Source organism: Shinella sp. GW821-FHT11G07 (assembly GCF_058808115.1).
Genome location: NZ_JBXARJ010000002.1, coordinates 474,483 through 494,070, shown reverse-complemented (window position 1 = coordinate 494,070; position 19,588 = coordinate 474,483). Strand labels below are relative to the sequence as shown.

Below are 19,588 nucleotides of genomic sequence, written 5' to 3'. Positions count from 1 at the left end.
CGCCCCGCTTTTCATCCTGTCCGTCGACTAATCGACGAAGGCGCGTTCGATGACGAATTCGCCGGGCTTGTTGTTGGAGCCTTCGACGAGGCCCGACTCTTCCAGCAGCGCCTTGGTTTCCTTGAGCATCGCGGAAGAACCGCAGATCATGCCACGATCGACCGCCGGGTCGAAATGCGGCACGCCGAGATCGGCGAACATCTTGCCATCGCGGATAAGATCGGTGATGCGGCCCTTGAGTGAATAGTCCTCGCGGGTCACGGTCGCATAGTGGCGCAGCTTGTTGCCGACCACTTCGGCCAGGAATTCGTGGTTGCGGATTTCCTCGACGAGGTCGAAACCGTATTTCAGTTCGGAGACCTCGCGGCAGGTGTGCGTGAGGATGACTTCGTCGAACTTTTCATAGGTTTCCGGATCACGCATCAGGCTTGCGAAAGGCGCAATGCCGGTGCCGGTCGAGAACATGTACAAGCGCTTCCCGGGCGTCAGCGCATCGAGGACAAGCGTGCCGGTCGGCTTCTTGCGCATCAGCACGGTATCACCCGGCTGGATCTGCTGGAGATGCGACGTCAGCGGGCCGTCCGGCACCTTGATCGAGAAGAATTCGAGTTCCTCGTCCCAGGACGGGCTTGCGATCGAATAGGCGCGGTAGACCGGCTTTTCACCTACCATCAGGCCGATCATGGCGAATTCGCCGGAGCGGAAACGGAAGCTTTCCGGGCGCGTCATGCGGAAGCTGAACAGGCGATCCGTATAATGCTGCACGCTCGTCACCGTCTCGGCAAAAACACCGGCGGGAATGGCGGGCACGAAATCTTCGGTCTTGGCAGGTGCGTTCATTTCGGGATCGATCCTGGCTGCGTCTAAAATCTTGACGATAGGCAGATATTACATGTTGAGCGACAAAGGAAGGTATCCCGTTCCAATGCGCTGATTGGCCGCGCAATAGTTCTCTCTTTCGCGCTGCCCGGCTTTGATCTCGCGCAAGTCTACAACGCGATTGCGGCCTTTCACCGGCCCAACCGGCAATCGGACCTGAAATCAGGCCCGACGACGCCAGCTGTAGGAACCGACCTCTTCCGAGGGACGGGCCGTCGGCTGGTAGTGGTTGTCGATGCCCGGCAGCCGGTTTTCCGCAAGCCGCTTCAGCGCCGTCGCATTGGTCACGGCAAAGCTGTCGATGCCACAGCGCAGCATCAGCGGAATCTGGTCGATCAGCACGTCGCCAACCGCCCGCACCTCACGCGAGAAACCGAGGCGCGCGCGCAGCAGCGACGCATGGCTGAACGCGCGGCCATCGTTGAAGGCCGGGAAAGCGACAGCCACGAGCGCCAGCCGGTCGAGATGACCTTCCAGCTTGCGCACGTCGTCCGCCGGATTGATCAGCACGCCGAGTTCCGTTTCATCGGTCTCGGCCGCCTTCGCCAGGAAGTCGTCAAGGCCGAGAATGACCTTTTCGTTCGAGCCGGCCTTGGTTTCTTCCGTCTCGATGATCCAGGGATCGTCGGTCACGAAGCCGGATTCGTTCCAGATTTTCGTCATCATCGCTCTCCTCAGGCTGCCGCCGCCGCCGTCTTATCACCGTAGAGCGCTTCCTTGAAGGGTTGCGGCCCGACGCGGCGATAGGCGGTGAGGAAGGTTTCTGAAGGGTCGAGGCGCAGGCCCAGATAGGTATCGACGATCACCTCGACAGCGTCCGTCACCTTTTCCGGTTCGAAGCCGCGGCCGATGATTTCGCCGATCGACGTGTTCTCGTCACCCGAGCCGCCCAGCGTGATTTGGTAGAGTTCCTCGCCCTTCTTTTCCACGCCGAGCAGGCCGATATGGCCGACATGGTGATGGCCGCAGGCATTGATGCAGCCGGAAATCTTGATCTTCAGCTCGCCGATTTCTGCCTGGCGCTCGGGCGCGCCAAAACGCAGCGAAAGCTCCTGTGCGACGGGAATCGAACGCGCATTGGCCAGCGCGCAATAGTCCAGCCCGGGACAGGCAATGATATCCGTGATGAGGCCGGCATTGGCGGTTGCGAGGCCCGCAGCGACGAGGCCGCGATAGATCGGCTCCAGATCGGCCAGCGCCACGTGCGGCAGGATCAGGTTCTGCTCATGGCTGACGCGGATTTCGTCGAAGGCATACTCTTCCGCAATGTCGGCGACGGCTTCCATCTGCGTATCCGTCGCGTCGCCCGGAATGCCGCCGATCGGCTTCAGCGAGATCGTCACCATGCCGTAGTCGGGATGCTTGTGCGGCTGCACATTGTGCTGCACCCAGCGGGCAAAGTCCTCATCCGCCTTCTTCCACTGCGCGAGGCTAGCCCAGCCCTCGGCGCGGGGCGCCAGTTCCGGCGGTGCGAAATAGGCGGAGATGGCGGCGACGTCCCTTTCCGGCAGCTTCAGTTCGGTATCCTTGAGGGCCGCGAACTCCACATCCACCTGGCGTGCCAGCTCCTCGGCGCCCGTCTCGTGCACGAGGATCTTGATGCGCGCCTTGTACTTGTTGTCGCGTCGGCCATGCAGGTTGTACACGCGCATGATCGCCGTCGTGTAGGACAACAGGTCTTCTTCCGGCAGGAAATCACGGATCTTCTTGGCGATCATCGGCGTACGGCCCTGCCCGCCGCCGACATAGACGGCAAAGCCGATGCGGCCGTCGTCGTCCTTCTTCAGGTGCAGACCTATATCATGCACCTGGATGGCCGCGCGGTCGCGCTCGGCGCCGGTGACGGCGATCTTGAACTTACGCGGCAGAAAGGAGAATTCCGGATGCACGGACGACCACTGGCGCAAGATTTCCGCATAGGGCCGCGGATCGGCGACCTCATCGGCGGCAGCACCCGCGAAATGGTCGGCCGTCACGTTGCGAATGCAGTTGCCCGACGTCTGGAGCGCATGCATCTCGACGGTCGCGAGATCGGCGAGCGCGTCCGGTAGTTCGTTCAGCTTCGGCCAGTTGTACTGGATGTTCTGGCGCGTGGTGAAATGGCCGTAACCGCGGTCATATTTGCGGGCGATATAGGCCAGCATGCGCATCTGGCGCGCATTCAGCGTGCCATAGGGGATGGCGACGCGCAGCATGTAGGCGTGAAGCTGCAGATAGACGCCGTTCATCAGGCGCAGCGGCTTGAAGGCATCCTCCGCCAGTTCGCCGGACAGCCGGCGACCGACCTGATCGCGAAACTGCTCAACGCGGTCGGAGACAAAGGCGTGGTCGAATTCGTCGTAGCGATACATGGAAAAGTCCTCAGGCGGCCGAATTGACCGTCGCAGTCAAGCCGGCATAACCGGCGGCGTAAACAATCGAAGGGCCTTCGGCGCGGATGCGTTCACGCATGCGCAGCGGCCGAAGCACACCGTCCACTTCTTCGACATCGACAACGTTCACGTCAACCACCTTGTTGTCGGCATAGGCCTGCTTGCCGGTCGCTTCCAGCGCATCGACGGCCTCCTTGTGGCGCGCCACGAAGGCATACTGGAGGTGCTCGTTCCAGGTGCCGGCGGCATCCAGCCAGACGGAGATACCGTCGGAAAGGCGATTGGCTGTCAGAACCTTGTCGGCCATGTCATGCTCCCAATGCTACTGTATCACGAACCGTCTCGCGCAGGGCAAGCGGCGTCGAATGTTCGAAGTTGGCGCCGGCAACGGCTTCACCGATGATCACCATGACCGGGCCGGACAATTCATCACGATGCTCCAGGCCCGGAAGGTCCTTGAGCGTGCCGTGCAGCAACCGCTTGTCGCGGCGGCTGGCATTCTCCACAACGGCGACCGTCGTTTCCGCCGGCAGGCCGGCATCCATCAGCCGCGCGGCGACGGAGGCGGCCACGGTGCGCCCCATATAGACGGCAACGGTCGCGCCGGAAATCGCAAGCCGTGCCCAATCCGGCAGGACAGCGCCCGTGAGATCGTGGCCCGTCGTGAAGACGAGCGATGAGGCAACGCCGCGCAGTGTCAGCGGCAGTTCGAAATCGGCGGCCGCCGCAAAAGCGGAGGTGATGCCGGGCACGACCTCATAGGTCACGCCCGCCTGGCGCAGCGCTGCCATTTCCTCACCGGCACGACCGTAGACGAGCGGATCGCCGGATTTCAGGCGAACGACACGTTTTCCAGCCTTGCCAAGCTCGACAAGCAGGTCGTTGATCTCTTCCTGTGACTTGGAGTGACAGCCCTTGCGCTTGCCGACAGACAGGCGCTCGGCGTCGCGACGCCCCATGTCGACGATCGCCTGCGGCACGAGTGCGTCAAAGACGATCACATCGGCTTCCATCATCACACGCTGGGCGCGCAGCGTCAGCAGGTCTTCGGCACCCGGGCCGGCGCCGACGAGCCAGACATGACCCGCGGCCTTGCCCTGCGAGTTCAAAAGTGCCGTGGCGGAGCGGCGCGCCAGCTCGATATCGCCATTGTTGACGGCATCGGCGACGGCGCCCTGGAAGAAACGGCGCCAGAAGACGCGGCGCGTCACGCCGCGCGGCAGAATGTTATCGACGGCCTGCCGATAACCATTGGCCAGGCTTGCAAGACGGCCAAGCGACGGCGACAGGATCTGGTCGACCTGCGCGCGGATCATCTGCGCCAAAACCGGGCCCGCACCCTCCGTGCCGATTGCGACGGCGACCGGTGCGCGGTTGACGAGGGCGGGCGTGAAGAAATCGCAATGATCCGGCTGGTCGACGGCATTGACGGGGATGCGCAGCTCGCGGGCGGTCGCGGAGATGGCGCGGTCGGCCGCCGCATCGCCCGTCGCCGCGAAGACGAGCGTCGCATCCACGATCGCCTGCCTCGAGAAAGGCGCGCGAACGAGCACGAGGCCCTTGTCGGCGATGAACCGGGCGAAATCTGCTTCAGGCTCTTCCGCCAGAACGACGATCCGGGCATCCGTGTTGAATAGCAGGCGGGCCTTGGCAAAAGCCTCGTCGCCTTCGCCCACGACAACGACCGTTCTGCCGGTGGTACGAAAGAACGCCGGGAATGTCGAAAGCTTCTGCTGCGATTCAGTCATGGTCTGGTCCGGTTGAAGTGTGCGCACTATCGCGAAAAATGGCCACAAACAAAAGAAACAGAAATTCCAATGCCCAAGGAGGGGCGTATTGTTTTGCTCTGAGGTCCGGCATTTTGAGCATAAGTCACCGGGCCCCCTTGCCCGTCCGCCCGGGCGCCCGCTAAGGATGCCACCATACGCCAATCGGGGATCCCATCATGGACCAGGCCGCCATCGCAAAACGTCTGCTCGACGTCATGGAGTTCGACATCCTGCCGCTGACACGCGACGGCGTCGCGGCCGGCAACAAGATTTTTGGCGCGGCCATTCTCCGCAAGGCCGACCTCTCGCTCGTTCTGGCCGAAACCAACAACGAGACGGAAAACCCGCTCTGGCACGGTGAAATTCACACGCTGAAACGCCTTTACGAGCGCGTGGAGAAGCCGGACACCAAGGACTACGTCTTCCTTTCGACGCACGAGCCCTGCTCCATGTGCCTTTCCGCCATCACCTGGGCCGGCTTCGACAATTTCTACTATTTCTTCAGCCATGAAGATTCGCGCGACAGCTTTGCCATTCCGCACGACCTGCGCATCCTGAAGGAAGTTTTCCGGCTCGATCCGGGCGGTTACGCGAAGACCAACGCCTTCTGGCATTCCGCCGCTATCGCCGACCTCATCGCCACCGCCGACGAGGCCGCGAAAGCGGATCTCAAGAAGCAGGATGCCGAAATCCGCACCGCCTACGACACCCTGTCCGAGACCTACCAGTCCGGCAAGGCTGACAACAGCATTCCGCTCAACTGAGACGCACCATGGAATCGAGCCGCGACATCGAGCGCCTGATCGACATCATGGCCGCCCTGCGCCAACCGGAAACCGGCTGCCCCTGGGACATCGTCCAGACCTTCGAGACCATCAAGCCCTACACGATCGAAGAAGCCTACGAGGTTGCCGACGCGATCGAGCGGAACGACATGGACGACCTCTGCGAGGAGCTGGGCGACCTTCTCCTGCAAGTGGTCTTCCACGCCCGCATGGCGGAGGAGCGCGGCGAATTCGATTTCGGCAGTGTCGTCGAGGCCATCACGCGCAAGATGATCCGCCGCCATCCGCATGTCTTCGCCCGCTCGGATGCCGACACGCCGGCAGCCGTGAAGCTGCAGTGGGACGAAATCAAGCAAGCGGAAAAACGCGAGCGCAAGGCGCGTCGCACCCGACGCGGCCTGCCGGACGACCCGTTGCGTGGTCATCTCGGCTCCGTGCAGCGGTCTTTCCCAGCCCTTGTCGAAGCCCTGAAGCTTCAGGAACGCGCCGCCAAGGTGGGTTTCGACTGGTCGGAGCCAGCACCGATCCTCGACAAGATCGAGGAGGAAATCGGCGAGTTGCGCGAGGCGCTTCACAGCGACGACCAGAAGGCGGTCGCCGACGAACTCGGCGACCTGATCTTCGCGCTGGTCAATATCGGCCGCCATGTCGGCGCCGATCCGGAAATGGCGCTGCGGGGCACGAACACCAAGTTCCGCAACCGATTCTCCCATATCGAGGACAGCCTCGCCGCCAACGGCGAAAGCCTGGAGGCGGCGACACTGGAGCGCATGGAAGAGCTGTGGCAGGCCGCCAAGCAGATCGAGCGCAGCCTGGGTAACGCAACGTCAGCAGAATGACGTTGCGTTAGAGGAATTCCAGCAAAAGTGCGCAGCGGTTTTGCGTCCGGAATTGCATGAAAACAAGGAGGTGGAGCGTTTTCGCGATTCGAAGAAAAGCGGAAATGCTCTAGCGCTCCCAATCCTCGCGCTGGGCCTTCTGCCCGATGCCGAGCCGGCGGTCGAGTTCGGCGGCTTCGGTTTCCGTCAGCCGCAGTTCCAGCCGCACATTGCCGTCTTCCATATCCTCGCGCAGATCGATGATCGAATGATCGTAGATCCATGGCAGAAGCTGCAACTGCCTCACCGGCACGATGACGTCGCGATCGACGAGCACGCCGGAGAGCCGCCGATTGATTTCGGCCAGCAGCGTATCGACACCCTCGCCCGAAATCGCGGAAACGGCGATCACGTTCGGCTGGTTCTCGGACTTCTGCACAAGCGCCTCGCGGGCCTCCGGCTCCAGCCGGTCGATCTTGTTCCAGACTTCGAGGATACGCTCCGCGCCGTCCTTCTCGTCGATGCCGAGATCGCCCAGAATACGCAGCACATCCGTCGATTGCGCACCATTGTCCGGGTCGGACATGTCGCGCACATGGAGAATCAAATCGGCTTCGAGCACCTCTTCCAGCGTTGCGCGGAACGCGGCGACAAGGTGGGTAGGCAGGTTCGAAATGAAACCAACGGTATCCGACAGGATGACGGTGCGGCCCTGCGGCAGCTTCATGCGGCGCAGCGTCGGGTCGAGCGTCGCAAACAGCATGTCCTCGGCAAGAACCCCTGCCCCGGTAATCAGGTTGAACAGCGTCGACTTGCCGGCATTGGTATAGCCGACGAGCGCCACGATCGGGTGCGGCACCTTCTTGCGCTTGGAACGGTGCAGCTGGCGGGTGCGGCGCACCTGCTCCAACTCGCGTTCCAGCTTGATGATCTTGTCCTGCAACAGCCGGCGGTCGGCTTCGATCTGCGTTTCACCCGGACCGCCCATGAAACCCGCGCCACCGCGCTGGCGTTCAAGGTGGGTCCAGCTGCGGACCAGACGGCCCTTCTGGTAGTTGAGATGCGCAAGCTCGACCTGCAGCGTGCCTTCCTTGGTGGAGGCGCGCCGGCCGAAAATTTCAAGAATGAGGCCCGTCCGGTCGATGACCTTGGCGTTCCATTCCTTCTCGAGATTGCGCTGCTGCACGGGCGTCAGCGGATGATCGACGATGACGAGACCGGCATCGTGTTCATCGAGCGCGGCCTTGATCTCCGCGATCTTGCCGGTGCCGAGCAGTGTGCCGGGTTTCGGCTGGCTGACGGGCACGACAGCAGCGTGAACGATCGTCAGATCGATGGCGCGGGCGAGGCCGACAGCCTCTTCCAGGCGCGCCTCGTCGGAGCGCGTGACAACGGTCGGGTTGGATTTTGCGCGCGCCGCCTTCAAGACGGGTGCAATGACGACAGCGCGCATATCGTCCCGGCGCTTTTCAACGTCCGGGACGACGGAATCCTTGTTTACATCGGATTTGCTAATTTTCGTGGGTCCTGTCAGGAGCCGCTTTCCTCGGTCTCGAACATCTGCAGCGGCTGGCCCGGCATGATGGTCGAGATCGCGTGTTTGTACACGAGCTGCGAGTGACCGTCGCGACGGAGAAGCACGCAGAAGTTGTCAAAAGAGGTGACAACCCCGGTCAGCTTGACCCCGTTGATGAGAAAGATTGTGAGAGAAATCTTTTGCTTGCGAACGGTATTAAGAAAAAGATCCTGCAGGTTTTGAGAACGTTCCGCCATCGCGCCGCTTCTTTCTGATTGCCGGCCCTTGAGACCGGTTGCCTAAAAATAAATGTCCCCAGCCCGGCAAGAAATTCCGGGACCGTCGATTTTGGTATCAAATCGCGGTCTTCTCCGCAACGGCGAAAAAGGCCTCCCGGATTTTCTGCGCCGTCATGCCCGGATGGCCGTTGGCGATCGTCTGTCCATCAATGGAAACGACCGGCAGACAGATCGTCGTCGCCCCGGTGATGAAAACTTCCCGCGCCTCCAGCATATCCGCAACCGAAAAGCGGCGCTCCTCGACGACAATCCCTAATTTTTCCGCCACGTCCAGCAGCGTCGTGCGCGTGATGCCACGCAGAATGGCGTGATCGGCCGGGCGCGTGACGAGTTTTCCGTCGCGGTCGACGATCCACAGGTTCGTCGCGCCGCCCTCGGTGACGTTGCCGTCGGCATCGACGAAAATCGCCTCCTGCGCGCCCGCCTCCTTAGCCTGCTGGCGCGCCAGCACATTCGGCAGGAGACCGACCGTCTTGATGTCCACCCGGCCCCAACGATTGTCCGCGACCGTGACAGCCTTGATGCCTGCCGCATATTTCGCCGCATTCACGGCGGGGTTCAGGGCCTTGGCCGTCACGATCAGCGTTGCCCGCACCTCCGGCGAGGGGAAAACATGGTCGCGCTTTGCGCGCCCGCGTGTCACCTGGAGGTAGACCATGCCGTTGACGACGCGGTTGCGGCGCAGCACCTCCCGCATGATGCCGGTCAGGGCAGCGCGCGGCATGGGCGGGCGAATGCGGATTTCGCCGAGCGACCGGTCCAGCCGGTCGAGATGGCGCGTCATGTCGATGATGAGGCCCTGCTGTACCTGACAGACCTCATAGATCGCATCCGCAAAGACGAGGCCGCGGTCATCGATATGCACCGCTGCATCGGCATGGCGGACATAGCGGCCGTTGACATAGGCAAAACGCGGCATGGACAACCCTAAAAATACTGAATGCTGACGCGGAACAGTTGCTCGACATGGCGCACGGCGGCAGCGGCGGCAAAGAGCACCACGCGATCCTTCGCCTTGATCTTCGTGTCGCCATCCGGCCGAATCACCATCTTGTCCCGGTAGATCGCGCCGATGCGGATGCCCGGCGGCAATTCGATGTCGCGCAGCGGCTTGCCGACGAGCGGTGACGTTTCCAGGGCTTCCGCCTCGACAACCTCGGCCGAACCCTTCTGCACCGCATAGACCGAGCGGATACGGCCCTTGCGCACGTGTTGCAGAATGCCGGAGATCGTTACGGCGCGCGGGTTGATATGGGCGTCGATGCCGAGCGTCTTGGTGAAATCCTGGTACATCGGATCGTTGATCAGAACGAGGTTCTGCTTGCAGCCGAGGCGCTTGGCCATCACGCTGCCGAGAATGTTGATCTGGTCGTTGTTGGTCAGCGCCACGATCAGGTCGGCATCCTGGATATCGGCCTGCAGCAGCATCTTCTGGTCGAGCGCCGAACCGTGCAGCACGACGGCATTGCGCAGCTTGTCGGCCACCGAAACCGCACGCTCGCGGTCATTCTCGATGATCTTCAGCCGGGTCTTCGGCTGATAGTCCTCGATCGCCTTGGCGACAAAGTAGCCGATATTGCCCCCGCCGGCGATGACGATGCGCGCCGCCTCCTGTTCCTCATGGCCGAACAGCGCAAGCGTACGGCGCACATGCCCCTTGTCGCAGACCACATAGGCGAGATCGCCCGAATGCAGCTGGTCGGTGGAGGTCGGCACGAAGAGCTTGCCGTTCGAGAAGATGCCGGTGACGGTAGCGTTCAAATCCGGGAAGAGTTCGCTCAACTGCTTCAGCGGCGTCTCGACGACCGGGCAATCCTCCATGCACTCTATCGCCACCATGACGATGCGGTCGTCGGCGAAGCGCACGACATCGGTCGCACCAGGGAAGGAGATGCGCCGCAGCACCATCTTGCCGACCTCCACCTCCGGCGAGATGGTGACGTCGATCGGCATGTCGTCGCGCGAAAAGAGATCGGAATATTCCGGCACAAGGTAGCTCTGCGAGCGAATGCGGGCGATCTTGGTCGGCACGTTGAACAACGAATGCGCCACCTGGCAGGCGACCATGTTGATCTCGTCGAACAGCGTGACGGCGATCAGCATGTCCGCCTGGTCGGCGCCCGCCTTGGCCAGCACTTCCGGATGGGCGCCATGGCCGACGATGCCGCGGACATCGAGCGTCTCGGTGATGGCGGCGATCAGCGACGGCTGCGTGTCGATCACCGAAACGTCGTTACCCTCTTCCGAGAGCCGTTCTGCGATACCGTAGCCGACGCGTCCGGCGCCACAGATGATGACCTTCATACCCTAAAACCCCGCAGTCCCCGGACGGCCTTATACGCCAAGCGACTTCAGTTTGCGATGGAGCGCGGAGCGTTCCATGCCGACAAATTCGGCGGTACGGGAAATGTTGCCGCCGAAACGGTTGATCTGGGCGATGAGATAGTCACGCTCGAACATTTCACGCGCTTCGCGCAGCGGCAGCGTCATGATGTGCTGGTCGCCCTGGGTCGAAATCTTCGGCAGCATGTCGCCCACTTCCGTGGGCAGCATGTCGGCAGTGATCGGCGTATCCGGGCCATCGCTGCGCGCGAGAATCATCAGGCGCTCGATGTTGTTGCGCAGCTGGCGGATGTTGCCCGGCCAGTCGTGAGCCTGCAGCACGGCGAGTGCGTCGTCGCCGATTTTCCGCGCGCGGATGCCCGCCTGTTCGCTGACCTGTCGCATGAACATGTCGACGAGGAACGGAATATCCTCACGGCGCTCTGCGAGCGGCGGTACACGCACCGGCACGACGGCAAGGCGGTGATACAGGTCCTCGCGGAAGCCGCCCTCGGCGATCAGGCTTTCGAGATTGTAGGCCGTGGAGGAGATGATGCGCACATCCACCCTCACCCGCTTGGAACCGCCGACGCGCTCGAACTGCTGGTCGACCAGCACGCGAAGGATCTTGTTCTGCGTCTCGCGCGGCATCTCGCCGATCTCGTCGAGATAGAGGATGCCGCCATGCGCCTCTTCCAGCGCGCCCGTCTTGCGCGACTGGCCGGGCGTGCCCTCCGTCCCGAACAGCGCGACTTCCATGCGCTCCGGCGTTATTGCCGCAGCGTTGAGCACGACGAACGGTCCGGTCGCACGGGTCGATTTGCGGTGGATCATCCGCGCCACCAGTTCCTTGCCGGAACCGGAGGGGCCGAGGATCATGATGCGGCTGTTGGTCGGCGAGACCTTGTCAATGTTCTGGCGCAGTTGCGAGACGGCAACGGAGGTACCGATCAACTCAGCCGGATCACCGGAGCGCTTCTTCAGCTCCGTGACCTCACGGCGCAGCTTGGAGTTCTCCAGCGCGCGCTCGGCGATGAGAATCAGCCGGTCCGCCTTGAACGGCTTCTCGATGAAGTCGTAGGCGCCGCGGCGGATCGCCGAGACGGCCGTCTCGATATTGCCGTGGCCTGAGATCATCACGACCGGCAGGTCCGGGTAGCGGCTCTTGATTTCGTCGAGCAGCGCCAGCCCGTCAAGCTTGCTGCCCTGCATCCAGATATCGAGGAAGACGAGACGCGGCACGCGATCGCTGATCGCGGCCAGCGCGCTGTCGCTGTCATAGGCGGTGCGCGTTTCGTGCCCCTCGTCCGAAAGGATGCCCGAGACGATCTCGCGAATGTCCTCTTCGTCGTCGACTACGAGAATATCAGACGCCATGGCTCATTTCCTTGCTCTTCTTGTCCGCACCGATGGCCACCGTTTCCTCGTAGGGCAGGATCACGCGGATCATCGCCCCATGGCCATTGTCGAAGTCCGCAGGGGCATCGTGCAGTTCCAGCTGCCCGCCATGGTCTTCGATGATCTTCTTCACGATGGCGAGGCCGAGCCCCGTGCCCTTCTCGCGCATCGTCATATAGGGTTCTAGAATACGATGCCGGTTCTCCGTCGGCAGACCTTTGCCGTTGTCAATGACATCGACGACGAACCGCCGTCCCGCATCGTCGGGCGTCGCGCGAACGAGAACCTTGCGTTCCTCACGCGAGCCATCCGGCGGCAGCGCCTCGATGGCTTCCACCGCATTCTTGATAAGATTGCCGAAAGCCTGGCCCAGCATGCGCGCATCGAACAGCCCCGTCAGCGGCACCTCGCCCAGGTCCTTATGGAACGTGACGTGGTTGTTGCCCATTTCGCGCAGGAACACCGCATCCTTCAGGATGTTCCGCAGGTCAGAACGCTCCTTGGTCGGCTTGGGCATGCGGGCGAAGGTCGAAAACTCGTCCACCATGCGGCCGATGTCTTCCACCTGTCGCACGATCGTGTCCGTACACTGGTCGAACACCGCCCGATCCTCGGGGTCGATCTGCTTGCCGTAGCGGCGGCGAAGGCGTTCTGCGGAGAGCTGGATCGGCGTCAGCGGGTTCTTGATCTCATGGGCGATTCGCCGCGCCACATCCGCCCAAGCCGTCGAGCGCTGTGCGATGACGAGGTCGGTAATGTCGTCGATGGTGACGACATAGGACTCCTTCGCATCCTTGGCCTCCTCGCGCGTCACCTGCACGTTGAGCGTCCGCTCCTTGCCGCCATGCATGACATTGACCTGCTTGCGGTGGTCGTTGCGGTAGCGGCCAGACCCCTCGGTGAGCACGGCTGCAATTTCCGGTGCCACCTCTGCCAGCGGCTTGCCGATGAGGTCGCTGACATTGCGTCCCAGAAGCAGTTCTGCCGAAAGGTTGGCGATCGTCACCCGCCCATCTTGCTCGACGCCGATGACCGCGGCGGTCACGCCGGAGAGCACGGCCTCGATGAACCGGCGGCGATGTTCGACCTCGTCTTTCGCGTCCAGGATCTGGTCTTGCTGCGCGCGGATTTCCGCAATCATCTTGTTGAAGGTGCGCGAGAGGTTACCAACATCGCCGTCCACCGTGCGCACCGGCACGCTCACATCCAGATTGCCGGAGGCAACGCTGTCGGCCGCACCGATAAGCTGACGGATCGGGCGAACGATCCGGTCGGCGACGGCGATTGCCGTCCAGATCGCGGCGAGCAGTACGATGAGGGCGAAACCGAGATAAAGCACGCCGAAGGCGATCTGCAACGTCGTGCGGCCAGCCTCAAGCGCGCGGTACTCTGCCGTGTTCTCCTCCATCAGCCGCATCGAGCGCATGACTTCGGGATCGACGGTGCGGATCGTATAGAGGAAGGCGTCCGGAATGTTGTCGAGCTTGATGATGGCTCCGACGAGGTTCGTCGTCCCCGGTGGAATCAGTGTTGGCTGGCCCGCGGCCGACGCGCGCAACGCTTCCTCGGGCACCGCCGGCAACGGACTTTCGGTGTGGATGTTGGCTTGAACGAGGGTCGAGCCATCGGCACGCAGAAGGAAAGCACCGAGCATGCCGCGACCGCGTGCCTGCCGTGTCATCAATTCTATGAAGCCCGTGCGGTCGAGGCTGTAGAGCTGGCGATTGCGATCGAGGTCGTTTGCCATCGACACGGTCTGGCCCTGAAGATAGCTCGCATTTTCAAGCATATAGGCTTGCGCCACATTGAGCGACGAGCTGACGATCGACTGGGTCCGGAGCGAGAACCAGCGATCGAGGCCGACATCCAGCGTGATGGACGCAAAGATCGCGACCAGCACGGCCGGCGTGATCGCGACAATGGAGAAAAGAGCCACGATCCGCACATGCAGGCGTGCCGCGGCACGACCGCGCCGCCGGGCACGCAACAGCCGCAAGATTTCCCGGCCAATCAGGAACATCAGGCCGACGATGAAGATGGCGTTGATCGCCGCCGATGCAATGACGACATTGGCTTCAGGCTTGATCGGCGTCAGGCCGAGCAGGATGAACAGAGAGATCGTCGCCGCGACAAGCGCCCCGCCGGCCAGCAGCAGGCCAGGCAAGGCAAAGGACGCGCGGCGGTCGCCGCCCGTTCCCGCGTCGCTCGTTGCCGAAAGCAGGCTTACGCCCTCATTCATCTGCCGCATCGCTTCCCCGACCGGATACCCGAAGGGCGCCGACGTTTTTCTCGTGTTTTCCGGAGTAGCGCCGATCGCGTAAGGATCGGCTGCATTTCGCACCCATACCCAGAACGATCAGGCAAGCGAACCTATTCGGCCGCAAACCCCTCTGTTACCCTCAAGCAACAGATTGTGGCCAAAATGCAACGCCCCCAACCGATAAGTCAAGCGGAGCGGGAACTTCTGTACACGGATACACCCAGTTCGCGAATTTTCTTGCGCAGCGTGTTGCGGTTGAGGCCGAGCAGGTCGGCGGCCTTGATCTGATTGCCGCGCGTCGCGGTCAGAGCCGCCAATATCAGCGGATACTCCACCTCCGCCAACACACGATCGTACAGCCCGACCGGCGGCAGGCCGTCCCCAAAGCCGGCAAAATACTGCCGCATGTTTTCTTCAACGGCCTGCGAAATCGACAACGAACCGGTGCGCGCCACCGTCTTCTCGATCGGGCTGTCGGGAATGTCGGCCCGTAGCTCCGTCTCGATGATTTCGCGGCTGATCACGTCTTGCGGATAGAGCGCGGTGAGCCGGCGCACCACATTTTCCAGTTCGCGCACGTTGCCCGGCCAGGGATGCGCCTTCATCAGTTCCAGCGCCTCCTGATCGAATCGCTTGGCGTCGAGCCCTTCCTTTTCCGCCTGCTGCACGAAATGGCGCACCAGATCGGGGATATCCTCCGCCCGGTCACGCAACGGCGGCAGACGCAACGGCACGACGTTCAGACGGTAGTAGAGGTCTTCGCGAAAGAGGCCCTGATTGATCGACTGCTTCAGATCCTTGTTGGTCGCCGCAACGATGCGCACATCCGTACGGATCGGCGTGCGGCCGCCCACTGTCGTATATTCGCCCTGCTGAAGCACGCGCAGCAGACGGGTCTGGGCGTCCATCGGCATGTCGCCGATCTCATCGAGGAAGAGCGTGCCGCCTTCTGCCTGCTCGAAGCGGCCGGTCGAACGGTTCTGCGCGCCGGTAAAGGCGCCCTTCTCATGCCCGAACAATTCCGATTCGATGAGGTCGCGCGGGATCGCCGCCATGTTGATGGCGACGAAGGGGCCGTTGCGGCGCTTACCGTAATCATGCAGTGCGCGGGCGACGAGTTCTTTGCCCGTGCCCGATTCGCCGGTGATCATTAGCGTGAGGTCCGTCTGCATCAGGCGGGCGAGCACGCGGTAGATTTCCTGCATCGCGGCCGAGCGGCCGACGAGCGGCATGCCGTCCTGCGTGTCATCATCAAGGCGGGCGGGCTTGCGCTTCGGCTCCGAAAGCGCCCGGCCGATGATGGCAATGAGTTCCGTGAGGTCGAAGGGCTTCGGAAGATAGTCGTAGGCGCCTTTCTCCGAGGCCTTGATCGCCGTCATGAAGGTGTTTTGCGCGCTCATCACGAGCACCGGCAGCTCCGGGCGGGCCTTCTTGATGCGCGGCAGCAGGTCGAAGGCGTTCTCGTCCGGCATCACGACATCGGTCACGACGATATCGCCCTCGCCGGCAGAAATCCAGCGCCACAGGGTCGCTGCGTTGGAGGTGATGCGCACATCATATCCCGCACGGCTGAGGGCCTGGTTGAGCACCGTGCGGATTGCGGCATCGTCATCGGCAACGAGGACTGTGGCGCCTGTCATTAGATACGTCCTTTGGTCTTGGGAAAGTCGTCGTCTTCACTGACGCCGCGGGAGGCCGGCATCAGCACGCGGAAGGTGGTGCGGGAACCCTGGCTGTCGCATTCGACAATGCCGCCATGGCCACCGATAATTTTTGCGACCAGCGCGAGGCCTAGGCCGGAGCCGTTGGTCTTGGTCGTGATGAAGGGATCGAAAAGATGCGGGACGAGATCCGCCGGCACGCCGGGGCCATTGTCATGCACACAGAACTCGAGCGGCAGCGAAATCTTTTCGCGCGTGCCGGCCACCGAAAGCCGAATGCCGGGCCGATAGGCCGTCGTCAGCTGGATTTCCCCATCCGGCCGGTTGCCGACAGCCTCGGCCGCATTCTTGATGAGATTGAGAAACACCTGAACGAGCTGGTCGCGATTGGCATAGACCGCCGGCAACGAGGGATCATAAAGCTCGGTGATCTTGATATCCCGCCCGAACCCCGCCTTGGCGACAGCCTTCACATGGTCGAGCACGGAATGAATGTTGAGCGGCACGCGGTCGATCGGCCGCTCGTCGGAAAACACTTCCATCCGGTCGACCAGCGAGACGATGCGGTCGGTCTCGTCGCATATGAGCCGGGTCAATGCCCGGTCCTCATCGAGGACGGAGGTTTCCAAAAGCTGCGCTGCGCCGCGAATGCCGGAAAGCGGGTTCTTGATCTCGTGCGCCAGCATGGAGGCGAGCCCCGTCACCGAACGCGCGGCTGCGCGATGCGTGAGTTGGCGGTCGATCTTGTCCGCCATCGAGCGCTCCTGGATGACGACCACCACCGCACCCGGTTCGGTCGTCACCGGCGCCACGTAGATATCGACGAGCTTTTCCGCGCCGAGCCGCGGCGAGCTGAGATCCACCCGATATTCGCTGACCGGCGCCTTGCGCTCACGCACCTGGTCGATCAGCGTCAAGAGCGGGCTGCCGAAGGGGATGACGGCGGAAACCTTGTGCCTGGCGAGATGGTTGGCACTCGCCCCGAAGAAGGATTCGGCCTCCCAGTTGGCAAAAGCGATGAACCCGTTGACGTCCACGAGGATGACCGGGTTCTGGATGGCGTTGAGCACGGCGAGCGCGAGATCCGGCGCCTTCGCGGCATTCTGGTCTGCGGCCTTGTCCGTCATGCGGCCTCTCCGATCCTGGCCGTGTGGTTGCCCAGAACGGCGGCAGCGAGCCGGTCCGCCACGAAGGCGCTGTCACGCGCCGTCATGATCGCGGCCTTGTCCGGTCCTGTCAGGCCGGGCGCAAAACGCTCCAGATACCAGCCGACATGTTTTCGCGCATGGCGCAGGCCCGCCTCATCACCGTAGAAATCGAGCATCATGCGATAGTGCTCGACTGCAACCCCGGCGACCTCTTCCGCCGCAGGATGCGGTGACGCACCCGCCAGCACGGCCGGATGCCAGGGCCGCCCCTGTGCCGACCGTCCGATCATGACGGCATCGGCGCCCGAGCGGCGCAGAATCTCCTGCGCATCGTCCGCCGTTTCAACATCGCCGTTCGCTACCAGCGGAATGGTGAGGACATCACGCACCGCGCGAATCGCATCCCAATCGGCCCGGCCCTCATAGAACTGCATGCGGGTGCGCCCATGCACGGTGATCATCGCAGCACCAGCAGCCTCGGCGCGCGAAGCAATGTGCGGAGCGTTGAGCGAATCATGATCCCAGCCGAGCCGCATCTTCACCGTCACCGGCACCTTGACCGCGTTGACGGTCGCCTCGATCAGGCCGAGCGCATGGTCCGGATCCCGCATCAGCGCCGAGCCCGAATAACCACCGATCACCTTCTTGGCGGGGCAGCCCATGTTGATGTCGATAATATCGGCGCCCTCGCCCTCGGCGATCTTCGCCGCCTCCGCCATCCAGTGTGCCTCGCGGCCGGCGAGCTGCACCATATGGGGCCGAATCCCACAATTGCGGATGCGCGACCAGCTTTCCCGTGCGTTCAGCGCCAGTTCCCGGCTCGCCACCATCTCGGTCACCACCAGGCCGGCTCCAAAACGCCAGGCAAGATCGCGAAACGGCAGGTCCGTGACGCCGGACATCGGCGCAAGAACCACGCGGTTCCGAAGGGTCTGGCCACCAACCGCAAGCGGCGCTGACAAGGCGGGGATCGTCAAATGCTCATCTTTCAAGCAGGTCATGTCTCTGCACTATTTTTAGCCATTGTTATCGTTCTTGCCAAGACGCAATCACATCGCCCCGTAATTTTCCCAGGGACGCTGGAATTGCGTCATCCTTCCGGCTAAACCACCTCAAAACGCTTTGAAACGAGAGGTGCGAGACCGAAATGCAGGCGGAAAACACGCTATCCTGCGCTGTGGTGATCGTTGCCGCCGGGAGAGGCGAACGGGCCGGAAGTCATGCCGAAGGCCCCAAGCAATACCGCCGCATAGGCGGAAGGCCGGTCATCTCCCATACGCTCGATCTCTTTGTCAATTGGCAGCCGGCCCGGCGTATCGTGGTCGTGATACATCCCGATGACGAAGCGCTGTTCGAGACCGCCCGCGCTACAGCCCTGCCCGCCGGCGATCGCCTCACCGTCGTGCACGGCGGCGCGACCCGCCAGCAATCCGTGCTTTCCGGCCTCGAAGTCCTCGCCGATGACGATATCAGCCACGTCCTCATCCAGGATGCCGTGCGTCCCTTCGTCGAGCCCGCCATCCTCGAGCGCACGCTCGCTGCCTTCCATCACGGGGCGCGTGCGGTTCTTCCAGCCGTCGCCGTTGCCGACACGCTGAAGCGGGCGGACGCCAACGGCAATGTCGCGGAAACCGTGTCCCGCTCGGGCCTGTTCGCCGCCCAGACGCCGCAATCCTTCCACTTCGCTACCATCCTCGAAGCGCATCGCCGCGCTGCCGCCTCCGGCCGCACGGACTTCACCGACGACGCCTCGATTGCCGAATGGGCCGGCGTGCGCGTGCATCTCGTCGAAGGCAGCGCCGGTAACGTCAAGCTTACATTGCAGAAGGATATCACCATGGCCGACCAGCGCCTCTCCCACGGCTTGCCGGATGTTCGCACCGGCAACGGCTACGATGTGCATCAGCTTGTGGAAGGCGACGGCGTGACGCTCTGTGGCCTCTTCATCCCGCACGACCAGAGGCTTTCCGGCCATTCCGACGCTGACGTTGCCCTGCACGCCCTGACGGACGCCCTGCTCGCGACCTGTGGCGCCGGCGATATCGGCGACCATTTCCCGCCTTCGGATATGCAGTGGAAGGGTGCGGCCTCACGAATCTTCCTCGAGCACGCCGCCGGCATCGTGCGTGCCAACGGTGGCACGATCATGAATGCCGACGTCTCACTGATCGCCGAAGCTCCGAAAATCGGTCCGCATCGCGACGAGATGCGTCAAAACCTTTCGGACTTCCTTGGCATTTCGATCGACCGCTGTTCGGTGAAGGCAACGACCAACGAGAAGATAGGATTCATCGGCCGCCGCGAGGGCATCGCCGCGATCGCCACCGCGACCGTCGTCTACAGGGAAACCGACGCATGAGC

General features: G+C 62.6%; 17 protein-coding genes. 3 read left to right on the top strand and 14 right to left on the bottom strand.

The window, feature by feature from the left end; translation table 11 throughout:
- Positions 1-27: 27 nt before the first annotated feature.
- The 5 genes from AC1RT2_RS05870 to cysG all read right to left on the bottom strand — a co-directional run bounded on the left by AC1RT2_RS05870 (position 28) and on the right by cysG (position 4,999).
- Positions 28-840, bottom strand: coding sequence for a ferredoxin--NADP reductase (locus AC1RT2_RS05870; RefSeq protein WP_493100231.1), 813 nt, complete (start codon positions 838-840; stop codon positions 28-30).
- 201 nt (positions 841-1,041) lie between these two features.
- Positions 1,042-1,542 (bottom strand): DUF934 domain-containing protein, encoded by a 501-nt coding sequence (locus AC1RT2_RS05865; protein ID WP_493100229.1) that lies wholly within the window; start codon positions 1,540-1,542, stop codon positions 1,042-1,044.
- An 11-nt stretch (positions 1,543-1,553) separates the two neighbouring features.
- Positions 1,554-3,230, bottom strand: coding sequence for a nitrite/sulfite reductase (locus tag AC1RT2_RS05860; protein ID WP_493100227.1), 1,677 nt, complete (start codon positions 3,228-3,230; stop codon positions 1,554-1,556).
- Between the two features lie 10 nt (positions 3,231-3,240).
- On the bottom strand, positions 3,241-3,558 hold the full coding sequence (locus tag AC1RT2_RS05855; protein ID WP_493100225.1) for a DUF2849 domain-containing protein: 318 nt from the start codon (positions 3,556-3,558) through the stop codon (positions 3,241-3,243).
- Between the two features lies 1 nt (position 3,559).
- A complete protein-coding gene (gene cysG, locus AC1RT2_RS05850; RefSeq protein WP_493100223.1) occupies positions 3,560-4,999 on the bottom strand; it encodes a siroheme synthase CysG in 1,440 nt (479 codons plus the stop codon).
- 197 nt (positions 5,000-5,196) lie between these two features.
- Between cysG and AC1RT2_RS05845 the strand changes: the two genes are divergently transcribed.
- Together AC1RT2_RS05845 and mazG are read left to right on the top strand one after the other, a co-directional pair.
- Positions 5,197-5,784: a deaminase gene (locus AC1RT2_RS05845; RefSeq protein WP_493100221.1), complete on the top strand. Its 588-nt coding sequence runs from the start codon at positions 5,197-5,199 to the stop codon at positions 5,782-5,784.
- An 8-nt stretch (positions 5,785-5,792) separates the two neighbouring features.
- On the top strand, positions 5,793-6,644 hold the full coding sequence (gene mazG, locus AC1RT2_RS05840) for a nucleoside triphosphate pyrophosphohydrolase (protein ID WP_493100219.1): 852 nt from the start codon (positions 5,793-5,795) through the stop codon (positions 6,642-6,644).
- Positions 6,645-6,753: 109 nt separating this feature from the next.
- Here the strand turns inward: mazG and hflX are convergent, their stop codons facing one another.
- The 9 genes from hflX to dusB form a co-directional block, all read right to left on the bottom strand.
- The gene (hflX, locus tag AC1RT2_RS05835) at positions 6,754-8,076 is read right to left on the bottom strand and encodes a GTPase HflX (RefSeq protein WP_069058707.1); all 1,323 of its coding nucleotides are present in this window, start codon (positions 8,074-8,076) and stop codon (positions 6,754-6,756) included.
- Positions 8,077-8,153: 77 nt separating this feature from the next.
- Positions 8,154-8,396, bottom strand: coding sequence for an RNA chaperone Hfq (gene hfq / locus AC1RT2_RS05830; RefSeq protein ID WP_023514954.1), 243 nt, complete (start codon positions 8,394-8,396; stop codon positions 8,154-8,156).
- A 97-nt stretch (positions 8,397-8,493) separates the two neighbouring features.
- Positions 8,494-9,357, bottom strand: a complete 864-nt coding sequence (locus AC1RT2_RS05825) for a D-amino-acid transaminase (protein WP_069061392.1) — start codon at positions 9,355-9,357, stop codon at positions 8,494-8,496.
- An 8-nt stretch (positions 9,358-9,365) separates the two neighbouring features.
- Positions 9,366-10,742, bottom strand: a complete 1,377-nt coding sequence (gene trkA, locus AC1RT2_RS05820) for a Trk system potassium transporter TrkA (protein WP_069058706.1) — start codon at positions 10,740-10,742, stop codon at positions 9,366-9,368.
- 30 nt (positions 10,743-10,772) lie between these two features.
- Positions 10,773-12,137, bottom strand: coding sequence for a nitrogen assimilation response regulator NtrX (gene ntrX, locus AC1RT2_RS05815; RefSeq protein ID WP_069058705.1), 1,365 nt, complete (start codon positions 12,135-12,137; stop codon positions 10,773-10,775).
- Complete coding sequence (locus AC1RT2_RS05810; protein ID WP_493100215.1) at positions 12,127-14,397, bottom strand: sensor histidine kinase NtrY-like; 2,271 nt, start codon at positions 14,395-14,397, stop codon at positions 12,127-12,129. Before AC1RT2_RS05810 ends, ntrX begins: the two co-directional genes overlap by 11 nt.
- 206 nt (positions 14,398-14,603) lie before the next feature.
- A complete protein-coding gene (ntrC, locus tag AC1RT2_RS05805; protein ID WP_444797539.1) occupies positions 14,604-16,058 on the bottom strand; it encodes a nitrogen regulation protein NR(I) in 1,455 nt (484 codons plus the stop codon).
- Positions 16,058-17,206 carry a two-component system sensor histidine kinase NtrB gene (locus AC1RT2_RS05800; RefSeq protein ID WP_069058703.1) on the bottom strand — a complete coding sequence of 383 codons (1,149 nt, stop codon included), beginning with the start codon at positions 17,204-17,206 and terminating at the stop codon, positions 16,058-16,060. The genes ntrC and AC1RT2_RS05800 overlap by 1 nt, the downstream gene beginning before the upstream one ends.
- Positions 17,203-18,228 carry a tRNA dihydrouridine synthase DusB gene (dusB, locus tag AC1RT2_RS05795; protein ID WP_493100212.1) on the bottom strand — a complete coding sequence of 342 codons (1,026 nt, stop codon included), beginning with the start codon at positions 18,226-18,228 and terminating at the stop codon, positions 17,203-17,205. Before dusB ends, AC1RT2_RS05800 begins: the two co-directional genes overlap by 4 nt.
- A 146-nt stretch (positions 18,229-18,374) precedes the next feature.
- On the opposite strand from dusB, the gene AC1RT2_RS05790 reads away from it, so the two are divergent.
- Positions 18,375-19,586, top strand: a complete 1,212-nt coding sequence (locus tag AC1RT2_RS05790) for a bifunctional 2-C-methyl-D-erythritol 4-phosphate cytidylyltransferase/2-C-methyl-D-erythritol 2,4-cyclodiphosphate synthase (protein WP_493100210.1) — start codon at positions 18,375-18,377, stop codon at positions 19,584-19,586.
- Positions 19,587-19,588: the final 2 nt, after the last annotated feature.